General features: G+C 64.3%; 20 protein-coding genes. 8 read left to right on the plus strand and 12 right to left on the minus strand.

All coding sequences use genetic code 11. The annotated features are described in order from the left end of the window. Positions 1 to 32: 32 nt before the first annotated feature. A complete protein-coding gene (locus tag R3E77_00825; protein MEZ5497948.1) occupies positions 33 to 329 on the minus strand; it encodes a type II toxin-antitoxin system RelE/ParE family toxin in 297 nt (98 codons plus the stop codon). Then, the gene (locus R3E77_00830) at positions 326 to 589 is read right to left on the minus strand and encodes a type II toxin-antitoxin system ParD family antitoxin (protein MEZ5497949.1); all 264 of its coding nucleotides are present in this window, start codon (positions 587 to 589) and stop codon (positions 326 to 328) included. The genes R3E77_00825 and R3E77_00830 overlap by 4 nt, the downstream gene beginning before the upstream one ends. 134 nt (positions 590 to 723) lie before the next feature. On the opposite strand from R3E77_00830, the gene R3E77_00835 reads away from it, so the two are divergent. After that, a complete protein-coding gene (locus R3E77_00835; protein ID MEZ5497950.1) occupies positions 724 to 969 on the plus strand; it encodes a hypothetical protein in 246 nt (81 codons plus the stop codon). Positions 970 to 981: 12 nt separating this feature from the next. Further along, entirely contained in the window at positions 982 to 1314 is a 333-nt protein-coding gene (locus R3E77_00840; protein ID MEZ5497951.1) for a hypothetical protein, read from the plus strand. 81 nt (positions 1315 to 1395) lie between these two features. Here the strand turns inward: R3E77_00840 and R3E77_00845 are convergent, their stop codons facing one another. Genes R3E77_00845 through glyQ form a run of 4 tightly spaced genes read right to left on the minus strand, consistent with a single transcriptional unit; the run spans position 1396 to position 5606 of the window. Continuing rightward, positions 1396 to 1866, minus strand: coding sequence for a VOC family protein (locus tag R3E77_00845; protein ID MEZ5497952.1), 471 nt, complete (start codon positions 1864 to 1866; stop codon positions 1396 to 1398). After that, the gene (locus R3E77_00850) at positions 1863 to 2591 is read right to left on the minus strand and encodes a lysophospholipid acyltransferase family protein (protein ID MEZ5497953.1); all 729 of its coding nucleotides are present in this window, start codon (positions 2589 to 2591) and stop codon (positions 1863 to 1865) included. The genes R3E77_00845 and R3E77_00850 overlap by 4 nt, the downstream gene beginning before the upstream one ends. Before the next feature lie 13 nt (positions 2592 to 2604). Beyond that, the gene (gene glyS / locus R3E77_00855; GenBank protein ID MEZ5497954.1) at positions 2605 to 4680 is read right to left on the minus strand and encodes a glycine--tRNA ligase subunit beta; all 2076 of its coding nucleotides are present in this window, start codon (positions 4678 to 4680) and stop codon (positions 2605 to 2607) included. After that, positions 4677 to 5606, minus strand: coding sequence for a glycine--tRNA ligase subunit alpha (gene glyQ, locus R3E77_00860; protein ID MEZ5497955.1), 930 nt, complete (start codon positions 5604 to 5606; stop codon positions 4677 to 4679). Before glyQ ends, glyS begins: the two co-directional genes overlap by 4 nt. A gap of 261 nt (positions 5607 to 5867) precedes the next feature. On the opposite strand from glyQ, the gene glnA reads away from it, so the two are divergent. The 4 genes from glnA (at position 5868) to ntrC (ending at position 10479) form a co-directional block, all read left to right on the plus strand. Next, entirely contained in the window at positions 5868 to 7277 is a 1410-nt protein-coding gene (gene glnA / locus R3E77_00865; protein MEZ5497956.1) for a glutamate--ammonia ligase, read from the plus strand. 146 nt (positions 7278 to 7423) lie between these two features. Continuing rightward, positions 7424 to 7975: a DUF4124 domain-containing protein gene (locus R3E77_00870; GenBank protein ID MEZ5497957.1), complete on the plus strand. Its 552-nt coding sequence runs from the start codon at positions 7424 to 7426 to the stop codon at positions 7973 to 7975. A gap of 30 nt (positions 7976 to 8005) precedes the next feature. Further along, positions 8006 to 9100: a nitrogen regulation protein NR(II) gene (gene glnL, locus R3E77_00875; protein MEZ5497958.1), complete on the plus strand. Its 1095-nt coding sequence runs from the start codon at positions 8006 to 8008 to the stop codon at positions 9098 to 9100. Beyond that, on the plus strand, positions 9097 to 10479 hold the full coding sequence (gene ntrC / locus R3E77_00880; GenBank protein MEZ5497959.1) for a nitrogen regulation protein NR(I): 1383 nt from the start codon (positions 9097 to 9099) through the stop codon (positions 10477 to 10479). The genes glnL and ntrC overlap by 4 nt, the downstream gene beginning before the upstream one ends. 20 nt (positions 10480 to 10499) lie before the next feature. Here ntrC and R3E77_00885 read toward each other — a convergent pair whose 3' ends face one another. Together R3E77_00885 and R3E77_00890 are read right to left on the minus strand one after the other, a co-directional pair. Continuing rightward, complete coding sequence (locus tag R3E77_00885; GenBank protein MEZ5497960.1) at positions 10500 to 11198, minus strand: SDR family NAD(P)-dependent oxidoreductase; 699 nt, start codon at positions 11196 to 11198, stop codon at positions 10500 to 10502. Positions 11199 to 11212: 14 nt separating this feature from the next. Further along, entirely contained in the window at positions 11213 to 12199 is a 987-nt protein-coding gene (locus R3E77_00890; protein MEZ5497961.1) for a dihydroorotate dehydrogenase, read from the minus strand. Positions 12200 to 12256: 57 nt separating this feature from the next. On the opposite strand from R3E77_00890, the gene R3E77_00895 reads away from it, so the two are divergent. Next, complete coding sequence (locus R3E77_00895) at positions 12257 to 12727, plus strand: tRNA (cytidine(34)-2'-O)-methyltransferase (protein ID MEZ5497962.1); 471 nt, start codon at positions 12257 to 12259, stop codon at positions 12725 to 12727. 2 nt (positions 12728 to 12729) lie between these two features. On the opposite strand, the gene R3E77_00900 is transcribed toward R3E77_00895, so the two are convergent. From R3E77_00900 to R3E77_00915, 4 genes are read right to left on the minus strand one after another with little or no spacing between them, the layout of a single operon-like run. After that, positions 12730 to 13749 carry an NAD(P)H-dependent glycerol-3-phosphate dehydrogenase gene (locus tag R3E77_00900; protein MEZ5497963.1) on the minus strand — a complete coding sequence of 340 codons (1020 nt, stop codon included), beginning with the start codon at positions 13747 to 13749 and terminating at the stop codon, positions 12730 to 12732. Continuing rightward, the gene (secB, locus tag R3E77_00905) at positions 13750 to 14223 is read right to left on the minus strand and encodes a protein-export chaperone SecB (protein ID MEZ5497964.1); all 474 of its coding nucleotides are present in this window, start codon (positions 14221 to 14223) and stop codon (positions 13750 to 13752) included. Positions 14224 to 14247: 24 nt separating this feature from the next. Then, positions 14248 to 14508 (minus strand): glutaredoxin 3, encoded by a 261-nt coding sequence (grxC, locus tag R3E77_00910; protein MEZ5497965.1) that lies wholly within the window; start codon positions 14506 to 14508, stop codon positions 14248 to 14250. A gap of 2 nt (positions 14509 to 14510) precedes the next feature. Next, entirely contained in the window at positions 14511 to 14936 is a 426-nt protein-coding gene (locus R3E77_00915; protein MEZ5497966.1) for a rhodanese-like domain-containing protein, read from the minus strand. 86 nt (positions 14937 to 15022) lie between these two features. On the opposite strand from R3E77_00915, the gene R3E77_00920 reads away from it, so the two are divergent. Continuing rightward, positions 15023 to 16183, plus strand: a complete 1161-nt coding sequence (locus R3E77_00920) for a peptidoglycan DD-metalloendopeptidase family protein (GenBank protein ID MEZ5497967.1) — start codon at positions 15023 to 15025, stop codon at positions 16181 to 16183. Positions 16184 to 16203: the final 20 nt, after the last annotated feature.

A 16203-nucleotide genomic window follows, 5' to 3' on the forward strand; every position in this document is an offset into this window, starting at 1 on the left:
TGCCAGTCGATGCCGAAGCGGGCATGAACCGTTCAGGGTATGTGACGGTCCGGGTCCATCCGTTCGTGGAATATGCGCACGACATCAATGCCGTCAGCTGTCAGGCGACAGAAAAGTACGTGCGCGCCGCTCGGATGCTCGCAATAACCCGGCCGGATGTCGGCGCAGTCCGTGCCGATGGTGGGGTGCTCGGCAACGCGTTGCAGGTCGCGCCCGAGCTGTCGGAGGTAGTTCTCGGCTTGCGCGATGCCCCACCGCGCCTCGGTGTAGTCCCAGATGGCATCGAGATCGGCCTGCGCGCGCGGCGTCAGGACGAATCGGGCGGTCATCGGGACTTGCGTTGCGATTTGCGAACGGTCTTGCGTTTGCGCGTGATGTAGGCTTCGACATCAAATGGGGTGGACACACCACTCTGCTCGCCTTCGATGAGCGCGGCTCGCAGTGCGGCGATACGCATCTCGCGTTCCTCAAGCAGGCGCAGCGCCGCGCGCATCAGATCGCTCGCATTGCTGTAACGTCCGGCGTCAAGCTGGGCATTCACGAAGCGGGTGAAATGATCGCCCAGGCTGAATGAAGTGACACGACTCATGGCAACCAGCCTCCAGAAGCAAATGTACTAAAGTTTAGTACAAGGGTCGCGGTGTCTGAGGCCGCTGGCGGTGCCGCGGATCTTGGCAGACAAGGCGCAATCGGTGAAACAATGTCGGTAGAGGTGAGGGGATCATGCTGACCATCGAGAACTGCACGTTTGAATTCAAATGTCCCAAGACCTGGCAGTCGCTGCAACCCATCGCGGGGATCGAGGGCGCCCGGTCATGCGAGGTCTGCCATCGACTTGTGCACCGTTGCCTGACGGATGACGAACTGCGCGCGCGTGTCGCGCTCGGGGATTGCGTCGCGATCGAGCGGGCGGATGAGGGTTCGGTGCCCCGGATGCTCGTGGGCGATGTGCGGCCGGACTGGCGTTAAGGCACAACAGGCATGCCGAGCGCGCCCATCCCGGTGGCGTTTCCCCTGCGCGGCGAGTGGACCGCCATGAATACGCCCGGCCATCGGTTGCCAAGTCACGGCACTGACCTGCTGGCGCAGACCTATGCCCATGATTTTGTCCGTCTCGACAGGCAGGCCCGCGGATCGAAGTTTTTCCGCGACAGGAGCCTGCTGCGCTATCTCGTGTTCGGCGTGCCGCTTATGGTGCTCGCCTCGTTCGCCATCATCGGCGCGGCCGTGGAACGGCTGCTGCGATTCGTGCCAGAGATCACCCAGCCACAGCGTGCGCTGCTCGGCGCAGGGGCGGTGCGTTCCTGGCGGTGAACCAGGCGGCCCGAGCGGTGATCGGGCCTAGCGCCCCTTGGGAGAGGTTCTGCGACTGGCTCGCTTCCCTGGGTTCATGACTCAGCGCCCCAGCGCTTCGATCACCGCGGGCGGCGCCTGCACGAGTTCGATGAGCACGCCTTCACCGCCGAAAGGCGCTGCCTCATTGCCCTTGGGGTGAATGAAACAGATGTCATGGCCAGCTGCGCCTTTGCGGATGCCGCCCGGCGTGAAGCGCACGCCCTGCGCGGTGAGCCAGTCGACCGCCGCGGGCAGATCGTCCACCCATAGTCCCACGTGGTTGAGTGGCGGTTCATGGACCGCCGGCTTCTTCGCGGCGTCGAGCGGCTGCATCAGATCGACTTCACAGGCGTGCACGCCGCTGCCCATGGCCGTAATCAACTCGTCGACGTTCTCTCGCTCGCTGACGAAGCTGCCAGTGACTTCGAGTCCGAGCAGGTCCACCCAAAAATGGCGCAAGCGGGATTTGTCCGCCGCGCCGACAGCGATCTGCTGGATACCGAGGATTCGAAAGGGACGTGAATTGCTCATCCGAAGTCACCTGCGCGTATGGCCTTGATCGTCTCCTCGATCCACGTCTGCGCTTCGGCGTTGATGTCGCGTGCCTCGCGGCCTGCCGCGTTGATGGGTTTGCCCACGACAACCGTGATGGTGCCGCGCTTCTTCATGAGCCCGCGCCGGGGCCAGTAGTAACCAGCATCGTGCGCCACCGGCACGACGGGCACGCCGGTCTGGCTTGCGAGCATGGCGCCGCTGGCGCCGTACTTGCGGGTCTCGCCTGCCGGCATGCGCGTGCCTTCCGGGAAGATCAGCACCGAAAGGCCCGATGCGAGTCGGCGCTTACCCGATTCGACGATACGCTTGACCGCCGCCACACCAGCCCCGCGATCGATCGGAATCGAACGCAGCAGTGCGAGACCCCAACCGAAAAACGGAATCCACATGAGCTCGCTCTTGAGTACGATGGTCTGCGGCACGCGGCCGATCACGAACTGTGCCACGGTCTCCCAGCTCGATGCATGCTTCCAGAGCGCAACACAGGGCGTCGCCGGAAAATTCTCCGCGCCTATCACGCGGTAGCGCAGGCCGCAGAGCAACCGCCCAGCACCCAACACGATATGCGCATAGACGCGCGCCAGCGCGAAGCGGCCGCGCACGGGCAACAGCAGGCAGAGCGTGACGAAGACCATCGCGTAGGTGAGCGTGAAAAGCAGGAAGAAGGCCGTGAACAGTACCGAGCCCAACCACTGCAGCACGATGACCGCTCCCTCAGCCCGGCAGACGCGACAGGTCCGCTACCTGCGCGAACGCTTCGCGCAACTGGCCGAGGAGTCGCAGGCGGTTATCGCGCAGCGCCGCATCCGGATCCATCACCATGACCTTGTCGAAAAACCCGTCGATCGCAGGCCCAAGCTCGGCGAGCGTCTCGAGCGCATCGGCATAGCGTCCATCGCGGCTCGCTTCGCGCACCCGGGCGCTGCGTCTCGTAAGCGCCTGATACAGGTCGCGCTCCGCTGCTTCGCGCAACAGCTGCGAGTCGACCGCGCCGGCGGCGGTATCGCCGCTCTTGCGCAGGATGTTGCCAATACGCTTGTTTGCCGCCGCCAGGGTCGCCGCTTCGGGGCGCGCCAGAAAGGCGCCGAGGGCGCGCAGCCGCCGGTCGAAATCGAGCGGCGAGGCGATCTCCACAGCCAGCACGGCGTCGATCATCTCTGTGGTGACGCGCGATTCGCTGCCCTCCAGATAGTAGCCGCGCAGCCTTTCATCGACGTAGTCCTGTACTTCACGCGCTGTGCCTTCGCGTTTCACCGGCTGCAGGGCGACCGCGAGCTCGATCATGCGCTTGAGGTCAAGGTCGAGTCCTTTCTCGATGAGTATGCGCAGCAGGCCAATGGCGGCACGCCTGAGGCCAAAAGGGTCGCGGGTACCGGTGGGCTTCTCGCCAAGGGCAAAGATGCCCGCGAGGTTGTCGAGCTTGTCGGCAATTGCCACGGCGGCAGCTTCCGTCGATGACGGCAGGCGATCGGCTGGGCCCTTCGGCAGGTACTGGTCGCGTATCCCGCCAACCACGGCTGCCGGTTCGCCATCCGCCTGCGCGTAGTGCGCGCCCATGATGCCCTGCAGCTCCGGGAACTCGCCCACCATGGCCGATAGCAGATCGCATTTGGCGAGACGCGCCGCGCGCTCCGCGGCCGTCCGATCGGCGCCGAGCGCAGCGGCAATCTTGCCGGCAAGCGCGGTAATGCGCGCCGTGCGATCAGCGAGGCTGCCGAGGCCGGCCTTGAACGTTACATTGGCAAGACCCTTCGCCATCTGCGCGAGGCCCTGCTTGCGATCCTGGCTGTGGAAGAACTCGGCGTCTGCCAGACGCGGCAGTACGACACGCTCGTTGCCTTCGCGCACGCTTGCCGGCTCGCGGCTGTCGATATTTGCCACGGCAATGAATGCGTTGGTGAGCGCCGTGTCCTTGCCGATCACCGCGAAATACCGCTGGTGATCATTGAGCGTCGAGAGCAGCACTTCCTGCGGCAGCGCGAGGAAGCGCTCCGGAAATCGCCCTGCGATGGGGACGGGCCACTCGGTGAGCGCGGTGACTTCATCGAGCAGCTCATCGGGCATGATGGCGCCGCCGCCGAGATCATGCGCGAGCTTGCGCACGCTCGCGGCGATCTGCTCACGGCGCGCGGCGAAATCGGCGAGCACCTTGCCCTTCTCGCGTAGCAGCGCGACATAGTTGCCCGGCCGCCCGATGGCGATCGGCGCAGGCGCATGGAAGCGATGACCCCGTGTCGCTCCGCCGGCAGTGACGTCGAGCACGCGCGCGCTGATCACCTCTGTGCCGAAGAGCAGCACCACCCAGTGCACCGGGCGCACGAAACTCGCTTCGCCCGATCCCCAACGCATGCGCCGCGCAATCGGCAGCGTAGCGAGCGATTTCTCCACCATGGCCGGGACGAGCTCTCGTGTCGGCGCGCCCTGGCGCGTGCCGATGAAATAGAGAAACTCGCCCTTCTCCTCCTGCACACGCGTGAGTGCATCGATGCCGACGCCACAGCTCGCCGCGAACTTCTCCGCCGCGATGGTCGGCGCGCCGGCGGCGTCGAAGGCCGCCTTGGCAGGCGGGCCCTTGCGGCGCATTTCGCTGTCCGGCTGCGATACCGGGAGTTCACGCACCAACACGGCGAGCCGACGCGGCGTGGCGAAGGCCTGCGTCGTGCCATGCGCGAGTCCTGCGGCCGCAAGCTCCGCGGTCACCCCCGAGAGGAAGGCCTGCGACAGATCGCGCAGCGTTTTTGGCGGCAATTCCTCCGTGCCGATCTCGATGAGCAGGTCCTGTGCGCTCATGAGCGCCCCCGCTCGACTGCGCGCAACATCGGATATCCAAGCTCCTCGCGCGATGCCTGGTATGCCTCGGCAACGCCGCGGGCGAGCGCGCGCACACGCAGGATGAAGCTCTGCCTCTCGGTGACTGAAATTGCGCGCCGCGCATCGAGCAGGTTGAACGTGTGCGAAGCGCCAAGCACTTGTTCGTAGGCTGGCAGCGCGAGCTTGCGATCGAGGAGCGAGCGGCAGGTGGCTTCATGCTCGTCGAAATGCCGCAACAGCACCGCGACATCGGCGGCTTCGAAGTTGTAGGTAGACTGCTCGACCTCGTTCTGGTGAAACACATCGCGATAGGTCACGCGCCCGTGACCGGAATCGTTCCAGGCGAGATCGAAGACAGAGTTGACCGATTGCAGGTACATCGCCAGGCGCTCGAGTCCGTAGGTGAGCTCGCCCATCACCGGCCGGCAATCGAGACCGCCGACCTGCTGGAAGTAGGTGAATTGCGTGACCTCCATGCCGTTCAGCCACACTTCCCAGCCCAGCCCCCAGGCGCCAAGCGTCGGTGATTCCCAGTTGTCCTCGACGAAACGGATGTCGTGCACCAGTGGATCGATTCCGAGCGCGCGGAGCGAATCGATGTACAGATCCTGCAGGTCCGACGGCGAGGGCTTCATCACGACCTGGAACTGGTAGTAGTGCTGCAGCCGGAAAGGATTGTCGCCATAACGGCCATCGGTGGGCCGGCGCGAGGGCTGCACGTAGGCGGCGTTCCAGGGCTCGGGGCCGATGGCGCGCAGGAAGGTCGCGGTATGGAAAGTCCCGGCGCCCATGGGCATGTCATAGGGCTGTACGATGGTGCAACCCTTGTCCGACCAGTAGCGCTGCAGCGCGAAGATAAGCTGTTGGAAAGTGGCAGGCTGCCCGGCCGGCTTGTTGGAATTCATTGCGCCGGCAGTATACCGGGTGACCTGCGTTGTCCCGCGCGCTGCGGCCGCCTTGCTGAAGTCTCCGAGTCCCTGCACCAAAATAGAACAAAGCCGCGCCGATGCGCACTATAATAGTGCATAGCGGTTGGCCGCGTCGATCATAACCTATTGATTTAAAAGAACTTCAGGCTTGGCACGAATGGTGCAATACCCAGCCATCTGTCGTCCTGCGGCGAGGGTCCGTCGACGCCGGCAGATACCCCTTACTCGGAGGCCGAAATGTCAGTCAAAGAAGTCATTGCTCTAATCAAAGACAAGAGCGTCAAGTACGCCGATCTGCGTTTCACGGATACGCGCGGCAAGGAACAACACGTCACCATCCCGTCGCGCTACATCGACGAGGATTTCTTCACCGACGGCAAGATGTTCGACGGTTCGTCGATAGCCGGTTGGAAGGGCATCAATGAATCCGACATGATCCTCATGCCGGACGCGGCATCGGCGGTGATCGATCCTTTCTATGAAGAAGCCACCGTCAATATTCGTTGCGATGTCATCGAGCCGGCGACCATGCAAGGCTATGACCGCTGTCCGCGCTCCATCGCCAAGCGCGCCGAGGCCTATTTGAAATCCACCGGCATCGCCGACAAGGCGTTGTTCGGTCCCGAGAACGAATTCTTCATCTTCGACAGCGTGCGTCACGGCTCGTCGCTCAATGGTTGCTTCTATGAAATCGATTCCGTGCAGGGTGCGTGGAATTCTTCGCGCGATTACGCCGAGGGAAATCGCGCGCATCGCCCTGGCCTGAAGGGTGGCTACTTCCCGGTCCCGCCCGTCGATGCCTACCAGGACGTGCGCAGCGCGATGTGCGGCGCGCTCGAGGAAATGGGCCTCACCGTCGAGGTGCATCACCACGAAGTCGCCACCGGCGGCCAGGGTGAAATCGGTGTCGGCGCGGGCACGCTGGTGCGCAAGGCCGACGAAGTGCAGATCCTCAAGTACTGCGTCCTGAACGTCGCACACGGTTATGGCAAGACCGCGACATTCATGCCGAAACCGCTGGTGGGCGATAACGGCAACGGCATGCACGTGCACCAGTCGCTTTCGAAGGACGGCAAGGCGCTGTTCGCCGGCGACAAGTACGGCGGTCTTTCGGAACTCGCGCTCTATTACATCGGCGGCATCATCAAGCATGCAAAGGCCCTCAATGCCTTCACCAACGCCGGCACGAACAGTTACAAGCGGCTCGTGCCTGGTTTCGAGGCGCCCGTGATGTTGGCCTACTCGGCGCGCAACCGCTCGGCCTCGATTCGCATTCCCTGGGTCTCGAACCCCAAGGCACGACGCATCGAAGTGCGCTTCCCGGACTCGCTCGCGAATCCCTACTTCGCATTCGCCACCATGATGATGGCGGGCCTCGACGGCATCCAGAACAAGATCCACCCGGGCGATGCCATGGACAAGGATCTCTACGACCTGCCGGCCGAGGAAGCCAAATCCATCCCGACCGTGTGCCACTCGCTCGACATGGCGCTCGATCATCTCGACAAGGACCGCGAGTTCCTCACCCGCGGCGGCGTGTTCAGCAACGACACGATCGATGCCTACATCGGCCTCAAGATGCAGGAAGTGACGCGTCTGCGCATGGCTACGCATCCTGCCGAGATCGACTTGTACTACAGCTGCTGACGGTTCGATGGTGAGCCTGGCGGCGGCCGACAAAGTCAAATACAGGCTCCCGTTCGAATGCGGGCAAGGGGTGCGGGTGACGGTATCCACAGTATGCCGTCACCCGCTTTTGTCTTTGCCGGCGCGCAGGACTATGCTTTCAGACGATGCGCGCGATTGCATTTACCTTAACGCTGGCAGCAGCAATGACGCTCGCGGTCGTTGCCGACGCTGGCATCTATCGCTGGGTCGATGCCAACGGCGTGGTGCATTACTCCGATCGCCCGACCGAAGGCGCGCAAAAGGTCGAAGTGCAGGTGCAGACCTACAAGGCGCCGCCACCGCCGGCGAACGCGACACCTGCCCAGCCCTCGAACCCTGGCGCGAACAATGCGCCGCTCGCGCGCAGCTGCGAAATCAGCAGTCCCGGCGCGGACGAGGCGCTGATCAACGTCAACACCGTCACTGTCGGCGTGCGCATCGAACCCGCACCGCTCTCTGGCCAGTTCGTGCAGATCTACCTCGACGGGCGACGAGTCGATGGCCTGTCACCGACCGGCACCAGCTTCACGCTCTCGCCGGTTTATCGCGGCACCCACACCGTGTCCGCGGTGCTGATGGACGCGAACGGTGGCACGCTGTGCCGCAGCGCGGCCGTGACTTTCCACGTCCGGCAGCCGAGTCTGCTCGCGCCCAACCGACGACCCAAACCGCGCTGATCCTCCGGCGCCCATCGCGGGGAGCGGCCCATGGCGGCTGAACCCAGCGCGCTGCAATTGCCGCGGCCCTTGGCGCACCTCGAGCTCCTCGATTCCATGACCACCGGCGTGGTGGTGGTCGATGCCGCGCTCAACATCGTCACCGCGAACCTCGCCGCCCAGGATGTGCTTGCCGTGAGCCTCAATGCCATGCGCGGCCGGTCGCTGCGCGAACTCGTCATCGACGGTGATGGCCTCATGGCCTCCATCGAGCGCAGTGCCGCAAGCGGCGCAACGCTCAGCGAGCGCGAATTTCGACTGGTGAGCGCCCGCGCGCCTGGCAACGAGAGGATCGTCGACATCGTCATCAGTTCGCTGGGGCCCGAGGAGGCGATGGTGCTGCTCGAGATCACCAATGCGACCGAGAGACAGCGCATTGCGCGCGAGAACGAACTGCTCGCCCGCATCGTGAGCGGACGCATGATGGTTCGTCAGCTCGCCCACGAGGTGAAGAACCCCTTGGGCGGGTTGCGCGGCGCAGCCCAGCTGCTCGAGCGCGAGCTCGCCGATCCCGCGCTTCGCGAATACACGCAGGTGATCATCAGCGAGGCGGACCGGCTCGCCGCCCTCGTCGATTCGATGTCGGGCCCTGCGGCCGCGCCCCGCAAGCAGCTCAGCAATCTGCACGAGATCTGCGAACACGTGTTCCGGCTCGTACGGGCGGAAACCCGCGGTCAGATCCTGATGGAGCGCGACTACGACCCGAGCCTGCCGGATGCCATGCTCGACCCCGCGCAGATCGTGCAGGCGTTGATCAACGTCCTGCGCAACGCCATCCAGGCCCTTGGCGAGCGCGGCCGTGTCATCCTGCGCAGTCGCGCGTTGCCGAACTGCACCATTGGCGCGACGCGCCATCGACTCGTCGCCTGCCTGCAGGTGGAGGACAACGGTTGCGGTGTGCCGGATGAGCTGCGAGACAGCATCTTCCTGCCACTGGTCACGGGACGTAGTGACGGTACCGGCCTTGGACTGTCGCTCGCGCAGGAACTGCTGACACGCCATGACGGCCTGATCGAATTCGAATCCGCGCCGGGCCGAACCGTATTTACGTTGTTGTTGCCGATCAGCCAAGAGGCACAGTCATGAGCAATGCCGAAACAGTGTGGTTGGTCGATGATGATCCTTCCATCCGCTGGGTACTGGAGCGGGCACTCGGGGGCGTCGGATTTGCAACGCGCTCGTTCGATACCGGCGCCGCCATGCTCGAAGCGATCGGCAAGTCCTCGCCGGACGTCGTCATGAGCGACATCCGCATGCCCGGCATCAACGGGCTCGAACTGATGCAGCAGCTGCAGCACGATCATCCGCAGTTGCCGGTCATCATCATGACCGCGCATGCTGATCTCGATCACGCGGTATCCGCCTACCAGGGTGGTGCATTCGAATATCTCGCCAAGCCCTTCGACATCGATCACGCCGTCGATCTGGTGCGTCGCGCCGTTGCCAATCGTAGCGAGCGGGACACCCCCGCGATGCGCAGCGGCGGCGGCACTGGCATCCTCGGCAAGGCGCCGGCGATGCAGCAGGTCTTTCGCGCCATTGGCCGACTCGCGAATTCATCGGTCAGTGTGCTGATAACCGGCGAGACCGGTACCGGCAAGGAACTGGTTGCGAGGGCATTGCACGAGAACAGCCCGCGCCGCACCGCGCCCTTCGTTGCGCTCAACACTTCGGCCATTCCCGCGGACCTGCTCGAATCGGAATTGTTCGGTCACGAGAAAGGCTCCTTCACGGGCGCCGCGAGTCAGCGCCGCGGCCGATTCGAACAGGCCGACGGTGGCACCCTGTTCCTCGATGAAATAGGCGACATGCCGCCGGCGCTGCAGACACGCCTGCTGCGTGTGCTCGCCGAAGGCGAGTTCTACCGCGTCGGCGGACAGTCACGCATCAAAGTCGATGTCCGGGTGATCGCAGCGACGCACCAGAACCTCGATCAACGCATCGCGCGCGGCGATTTCCGCGAGGATCTCTACCACCGACTGAACGTCGTACGCATCGAACTTCCGCCATTGCGTGAGCGGCGCGAGGACATTCCGGACCTGTTGCTGGCCTATCTGCAGCAGGCCGCCGATGAACTCGGCATGCCGTCCAAACAACTGACCGCGGCGGCTCGCGATGCGTTGATGACCTACGCCTGGCCGGGCAATGTCCGCGAACTGGTGAATCTGTGTCGACGTTTGACAGCGCTGGCGCCGGGCGCCCGGGTTACGGCCGAGGACCTGCCCGCAAGCGTTACGGGTAAGAGCGTCGCGGTTTCCGACCATGGCTGGGTGCAGGCGCTGATTTCCTGGGCCGAGGCGGCCGACGCCCGGACGCCTCTACTCGATCAGGCCCTGCCGCAATTCGAGCGGGCACTTCTGCAGGTGGCACTGAAGCGCTGCCACGGCCACCGGCAGGACGCGGCACGGCTGCTGGGTTGGGGTCGCAATACCCTGACCCGCAAGGCGAAGGAACTCGGGATCTAGGCGATCCAGGTGCGCATCGCCTACAGCGGTTGCTGGTTGCGCAACAGCTGATCGCGCATTGCCTGCGCCTTGAAATCCGGAAAGAACTCATCGACCCCGGCTTCGAATGCGGCCAGGCAGTGGTGTGCATGCGTGTGCGGCGAGATCTTCGGACCCGGCGTCTGCGCCGACATGTCCGTGGCGATCGCGCCCGGGTAGATCGCCATCACTTGCGTGCGCTGCGCCGCGAGTTCGGCGCGTACGCACTGTGTCATGGCGCGCGCAGCAAATTTGCTCGCGCAATAACTGCCCACATAGGGCACGGTTGCAACGGCGCCGATCGACAGCACCTGGATGATGCCGCCATCCGCGAGCTGCGGTGCGAACGCGCGTATCATCGCGAGCTGCGCCCAGAAATTCACTTCCATTTCATGACGCGGGCCGTCGAGGTCCGGGCGATCGAGGAATCCGCCGCGTTCGACGATTCCGGCGTTGTTGACCAGGAGGTTCACATCACTCGCCGCGGCACACGCGGCGGCGATGGCTTCGGCATCTACGACATCGAGCGCCATCGGCACGATGCGCTCGCGATCGAGGACGGTCACTGGTGTCAGTGATTCGGTACGTCTGGCCGTTGCGTATACTTTTCGTGCGCCACGCTCAAGCAGTGCGGCGACAAACCCCAGGCCTATGCCGCGATTGGCGCCCGTGACGAGTGCACAACAGCCATTGATCTGCACGTTCCGTTTCCGTATCAGCCGGGGCCGAGAGCCCGCGCCTTGCTGGCTCGCGAGGCTGGGTTGGCACGGCCGACGAGTTCTCGCAGCGACGAGCAGCCGGCCGATTGCAGATACTCGACGAGTCCGGCATTGATCTTCGGCAACAGCATCGGATCGTAGAAAAGGCCCGTGCCGATACCAATCGCCGTAGCGCCTGCGAGAATGAATTCGATGGCGTCCCGTGCATTGACGATGCCACCCTGGCCGATGATCGGTACGCCGTGCGGTGCCGCCACCTGGTAGACCTGGAACACCTTCAGCAGCGCGATCGGCTTGATGGCCGGGCCTGACAAACCGCCCTGCACGTTGCCGAGCACCGCTTCCTGGCGCAGGGTGTCGATGGCCATGCCCATGACCGTGTTGATTACCGCAAGTGCATTGCTCCCCGCCTCGATGCAACGGCGCGCATTCTCGACGATGTCAGTCTGGTTGGGCGATAACTTGGTGATCAGCGGCTTGCTCGTCGCCTTGCGACAGGCTGCGACCACGCGCGCTGACATGTCCGGATAGTTTCCGAACTGTACGCCGCCTTCCTTGACGTTCGGGCAGGAAATGTTGATCTCGATCGCATCGATCGGCGAGTCATCGAACAGGCGCGTCACCTCGACATATTCGTCGATGGTCGAGCCCGAGACGTTGGCGATGAACCGCGTTTCCGTGAAATCGAGTTGCGGCAGTATGCGCTCGACGACGTGGCGCGCGCCGGGATTCTGAAGCCCGATGGCATTCAACATGCCCATCGGTGTTTCGTATATGCGATGCGGTGCGTTACCCGTGCGGGCCTGCAGCGTCGTGCCTTTAAGGACCACCGCCCCGGCGTCGCGATTGGAGAAGCCGGCGACGCGCGTGTATTCCTCGCCGAAGCCGACGCAACCGGACAGGAGCACTATCGGCGAGGAAAATTCCAGGCCGCAGAAATCGAGTGCGATACCGGGCCCGGGCTGTGCGCTCTGCTTTTCCATATACTTGCCGCTGTCGATTATCACCCAACGCCGCTTCCAAGTCGCGCCGGCCACAAGATGTTCGAAATCGTGCTGTTCGAGCCGGAGATTCCTCCCAATACCGGCAATATCATTCGCCTTTGCGCCAATACCGGCGCGCGGCTCGCATTGATACGCCCGCTCGGCTTCGAGCTGAATGCACGTTCGCTGCGCCGCGCGGGTCTCGATTACGCTGCACTTGCGAGCGTCGATGTACACAACAGCCTCGAGGACTACCTTGCGGCGCGTGCGCCTTCGCGATTGATCGCTGTTGAAACCGGACGCGGTACGCGCTACGACGCAATGCGCTACCGTGCCGGGGACGCGTTTCTCTTCGGTCCCGAATCGCGCGGTTTGCCGGAGCAGGTCTGCAGCCTCGATGGCCTGGCCTGCTGCGTCCATCTGCCCATGTTGACGACGGAGCGCAGTCTGAATCTGGCCAATGCAGTGTCCGTCGTCGTCTATGAAGCCTGGCGTCAGATCGGCTTCGTCCCGCGAGCACCGAGCTAGCGTCAGGCTGTTTCCGACTTGATCGGCCGTGTCATCAGGCCGTGCACGACCTCGCGGGCGGGAACGCCTTCGTAGAGCGTGGCGTAGATGCCGTCGATGATCGGCATGGTCACCGAGTGACGGGTGGCGACGGCACGTACGGCGCGTGCCGCGCCATAGCCCTCCACGACCTGGCCGATTCGCGCCAGCGCCTCGTTGGTCGCGTGCCCCGAGGCGAGCAACAGTCCGAAGCGCCGATTGCGCGACAGGTCATCGGTGCAGGTCAGCACCAGGTCGCCGAGTCCTGCAAGACCCATGAAAGTGTCCCGCTCGCCGCCCAGCGCCACGCCGAGGCGCACCATTTCGGCGAGCCCGCGGGTAATGAGTGCAATGCGCGTGTTCGCGCCGAAGCCCAGTCCGTCAGCGAGACCGGCGCCAACCGCGAGCGCGTTCTTGACGGCGCCGCCCACCTCCACACCGATGATGTCGGTGGACGTGTAGGCGCGAAAATTCGGTGCCGCCACGGCCTCGGCAAGTTCGCGCGCATAGGACTCGTCGCGCGCGGCGATGGTCATGGCGGTCGGTAATCCGGCGCCGACCTCGCGTGCAAACGTGGGTCCGGAGAGCACCGCGACGCGCCGATCCGCGCCCAGAACCTCGGCGGCTACCTGATGCGGCAGCTTGCCGGTCTCGTGCTCGAAGCCCTTGGTCGCCCAGGCGAGGCGGGTCGTCGCGCCGAGGCGGGGCTTGAGGCTCTCGAGCGTGCTGCGCAGCGCGTGGCTTGGCACGGCCACCAGCACGTCGCGCGCCTGTGCCAGTGCCTCGTCGAGCGAGTTCGCGATCTGCAGGGACTGCGGAAATCGGGCATCGGGGAGGTAGCGCAAATTGCAGCGTAACCTCTGCATGTCGCCAAGCTGGGCCTCATCCCGCCCCCACAGGCGCGTTGCCTGCCCACTGCGCGCAAACTGGATTGCGAGCGCGGTGCCCCAGGACCCGGCGCCTATGACCGTGATGCCGGGCGGCGTCGGGGAGTGGGAAGTCATTCAGTTGCGCGTCGCGTTGCCGGCCTGGGCAACGGAGTTGGCGTACAGGTTTTCGAAATTCACCGCCGGCAGCAGGAACTGCGGGAAACCGCCCTGCGACACCAGATGCGATACGACTGCGCGCGCATAGGGGAACAACACGGTGGGACAAACGCTTGCCACTGCGCGACGGCTGTCCGCCTCGGTAAGGCCGCGCATCAGAAAGCTTCCCGCCTGTTTGACCTCGACCAGAAACACCGGCTTGTCATTCTGCTGTGCCTTGACGGTGATCGTGAGCAGCACTTCGCGCAGATCGCCTTCGAGCACGCTCGAACCGGTCTGCAGGTCCATCGACACTTCGGGGTTCCAGTTGCCGTCGACACGCGGGCCGTTCGGCGACTCGAAGGAGCAGTCCTTCAGGTAGACATTCTGCAGCATCAGCTGCGGGCCTTCGCCGTCTGCCGTCGACGAAATGGGTTGCTGCGATTCGGCCATCGTGATTCCTCGGGAGTGGTAGGGTCAGTTGCCGGCGGCGAGCATTGCGTCCAGCTTGCCGGATTCTTCGATTGCGAACAGATCATCGCAGCCGCCAACGTGCTGCGAATCGATGAATATCTGCGGTACCGTGCGGCGGCCGCTGCGGGCGATCATTTCATCGCGCAGCGACGCTCCGCCGTCAATGTCGATTTCCTCGACCGCGACGCCTTTGCGCTTGAGGAGATTGCGGGCACGTGCGCAATACGGGCACCACGCAGTTGAATACATGACGACCTTGGCCATGGTCAGGACGCTTTGGTGAGCGGCAGGTTCTCAGCGCGCCAGCTGCCGAGTCCGCCACTCAGGGCGAAGGCGTGCTTGAACCCCTGGGCGACCAGCTGCCTGACTGCCGATCCCGCCAGCCCGCCGGTGTCGCAGTAGACGACAAGCGGCTTGTCCTTGTATTTGCCAAGCTTGGCACCGGCATCGAGAATATCGCCCGCCGCGAATTGCCTGGCGCCGCCGATGTGTCCCTGGCTGAAGGCCTCGCCGTCCCGCAAGTCGAGCACCAGGGCACCATGGTTCTGCAGCCTGATCAGCTCCTGCGGAGATATCGTGGCCTGTTTGCGGTGATAGCGGATGAATTCGTAGATCGCGAGCAGCACCGCAGCTGCCAAGGCAGCAGCGACGAGCAGCGGATGACGGTCGAAATGTTGCTGTAGCGCGTTCATATTATTGGGACCCGGTTGCGGCGCGCATTATAACGGTAGCGGCCGGGCGCTGCGTTAGACTCGCAATCGTGACGGAGCAGGTCCAAATGACATGGCGCTGCCGCTGGCGATCGCTCCTGGCGCTGTTGCTCGCGGTGACGCTCTGCGCTGCCGGCGCTCGCGCCGACACGCGCGACACCGAAGCGCGGCTGCAGGCCTTGCGCGAGCGGATCGCGGCCGTGCGCAAGCAGCTCGATGCCGACAAGGCGGAGCGCAACCGGCTCGCGAGCGACCTACGCGAAGCCGAACAGGCCGTACAGGCCGTGCGTGGCCGCCTGCGCGAGATCAAGGACGAGGAGCGCAGGTTGCGCGCGCGCAGGGATGAGCTTCAGGCCGAGCGTGGCGATGCGCAAAAGCGCCTGGACGCCGGACGCGAGCGGCTTGCAACCCAGATGCGTGCGGCTTACATGATCGGCCGCAGCGATCCGCTGAAACTGATGTTCTCGGGCGGCGAGTCGACCGACACCAATCGCATGCTGCGTTATTTCGGCTACATCGGCCGTGCCCGCTCGGCCGACATCGACAGCATACGCGCGGCGCTCGCCAAGCTCGAGGAACTCGATCGCGAATTGCATCAAGAGGAAGAAAAGCTCGCCATGCTTGCCGACGAGCAAACGCAAAAACTCGCGGATCTCAACGACACGCGCGAAGCACGCGCCAGCGTGCTCGCCAAGCTCGACAGCCAATCCAGCGATCGCCGCCAGCAACTCGCCCGGCTGCAGCGCGAGCAGGCGGTTCTGCAGCGGCTGCTGCGCGAATTGGCGCGCGCATCGCGGGACTTTCCAGTCGACAACAAGAGCCCCTTCGGCAGGCTCGCCGGGAAACTCGCCTGGCCTGTGACAGGCAAACTGGTCGCCCGGTTCGGCGAGACCCGGGTCGGCGGACTGAAATGGGAAGGGGTGCTGCTCGCGACCGATCGCGATACTCCAATCCGCGCCGTGCATCGCGGGCGCATTGTCTACGCAGACTGGCTGGCCGGCCTCGGGCTGCTGGTCATCGTGGACCACGGCGGCGGCTACATGAGCCTTTATGGTTACAACGATCGTATCTACAAGCAGGTGGGCGAGCAGGTAGTTGCCGGCGATACCATCGCCGCCGCGGGCGACAGCGGCGGCCGGTCGCGACCGGAGCTGTATTTCGAGATTCGCCAGGGCGGCAAGCCAGTCGATCCGCAGCGCTGGTTTCGCACCCCGAGTCCGCCCCGCTGAGGCGGTTATGTCAAGTCAGA

The organism is Steroidobacteraceae bacterium, from assembly GCA_041395505.1.
Lineage (GTDB): Bacteria > Pseudomonadota > Gammaproteobacteria > Steroidobacterales > Steroidobacteraceae > JAWLAG01.

Coding starts and splice junctions, on each gene's coding strand:
- R3E77_00825 (MEZ5497948.1), bottom strand. CDS start 329: ATGACCGCCCGATTCGTCCTGACGCCGCGCGCGCAGGCCGATCTCGAT.
- R3E77_00830 (MEZ5497949.1), bottom strand. CDS start 589: ATGAGTCGTGTCACTTCATTCAGCCTGGGCGATCATTTCACCCGCTTC.
- R3E77_00835 (MEZ5497950.1), top strand. CDS start 724: ATGCTGACCATCGAGAACTGCACGTTTGAATTCAAATGTCCCAAGACC.
- R3E77_00840 (MEZ5497951.1), top strand. CDS start 982: ATGCCGAGCGCGCCCATCCCGGTGGCGTTTCCCCTGCGCGGCGAGTGG.
- R3E77_00845 (MEZ5497952.1), bottom strand. CDS start 1,866: ATGAGCAATTCACGTCCCTTTCGAATCCTCGGTATCCAGCAGATCGCT.
- glyS (MEZ5497954.1), bottom strand. CDS start 4,680: ATGAGCGCACAGGACCTGCTCATCGAGATCGGCACGGAGGAATTGCCG.
- glyQ (MEZ5497955.1), bottom strand. CDS start 5,606: ATGAATTCCAACAAGCCGGCCGGGCAGCCTGCCACTTTCCAACAGCTT.
- glnA (MEZ5497956.1), top strand. CDS start 5,868: ATGTCAGTCAAAGAAGTCATTGCTCTAATCAAAGACAAGAGCGTCAAG.
- R3E77_00870 (MEZ5497957.1), top strand. CDS start 7,424: ATGCGCGCGATTGCATTTACCTTAACGCTGGCAGCAGCAATGACGCTC.
- glnL (MEZ5497958.1), top strand. CDS start 8,006: ATGGCGGCTGAACCCAGCGCGCTGCAATTGCCGCGGCCCTTGGCGCAC.
- ntrC (MEZ5497959.1), top strand. CDS start 9,097: ATGAGCAATGCCGAAACAGTGTGGTTGGTCGATGATGATCCTTCCATC.
- R3E77_00890 (MEZ5497961.1), bottom strand. CDS start 12,199: ATGGAAAAGCAGAGCGCACAGCCCGGGCCCGGTATCGCACTCGATTTC.
- R3E77_00895 (MEZ5497962.1), top strand. CDS start 12,257: ATGTTCGAAATCGTGCTGTTCGAGCCGGAGATTCCTCCCAATACCGGC.
- R3E77_00900 (MEZ5497963.1), bottom strand. CDS start 13,749: ATGACTTCCCACTCCCCGACGCCGCCCGGCATCACGGTCATAGGCGCC.
- secB (MEZ5497964.1), bottom strand. CDS start 14,223: ATGGCCGAATCGCAGCAACCCATTTCGTCGACGGCAGACGGCGAAGGC.
- grxC (MEZ5497965.1), bottom strand. CDS start 14,508: ATGGCCAAGGTCGTCATGTATTCAACTGCGTGGTGCCCGTATTGCGCA.
- R3E77_00915 (MEZ5497966.1), bottom strand. CDS start 14,936: ATGAACGCGCTACAGCAACATTTCGACCGTCATCCGCTGCTCGTCGCT.
- R3E77_00920 (MEZ5497967.1), top strand. CDS start 15,023: ATGACATGGCGCTGCCGCTGGCGATCGCTCCTGGCGCTGTTGCTCGCG.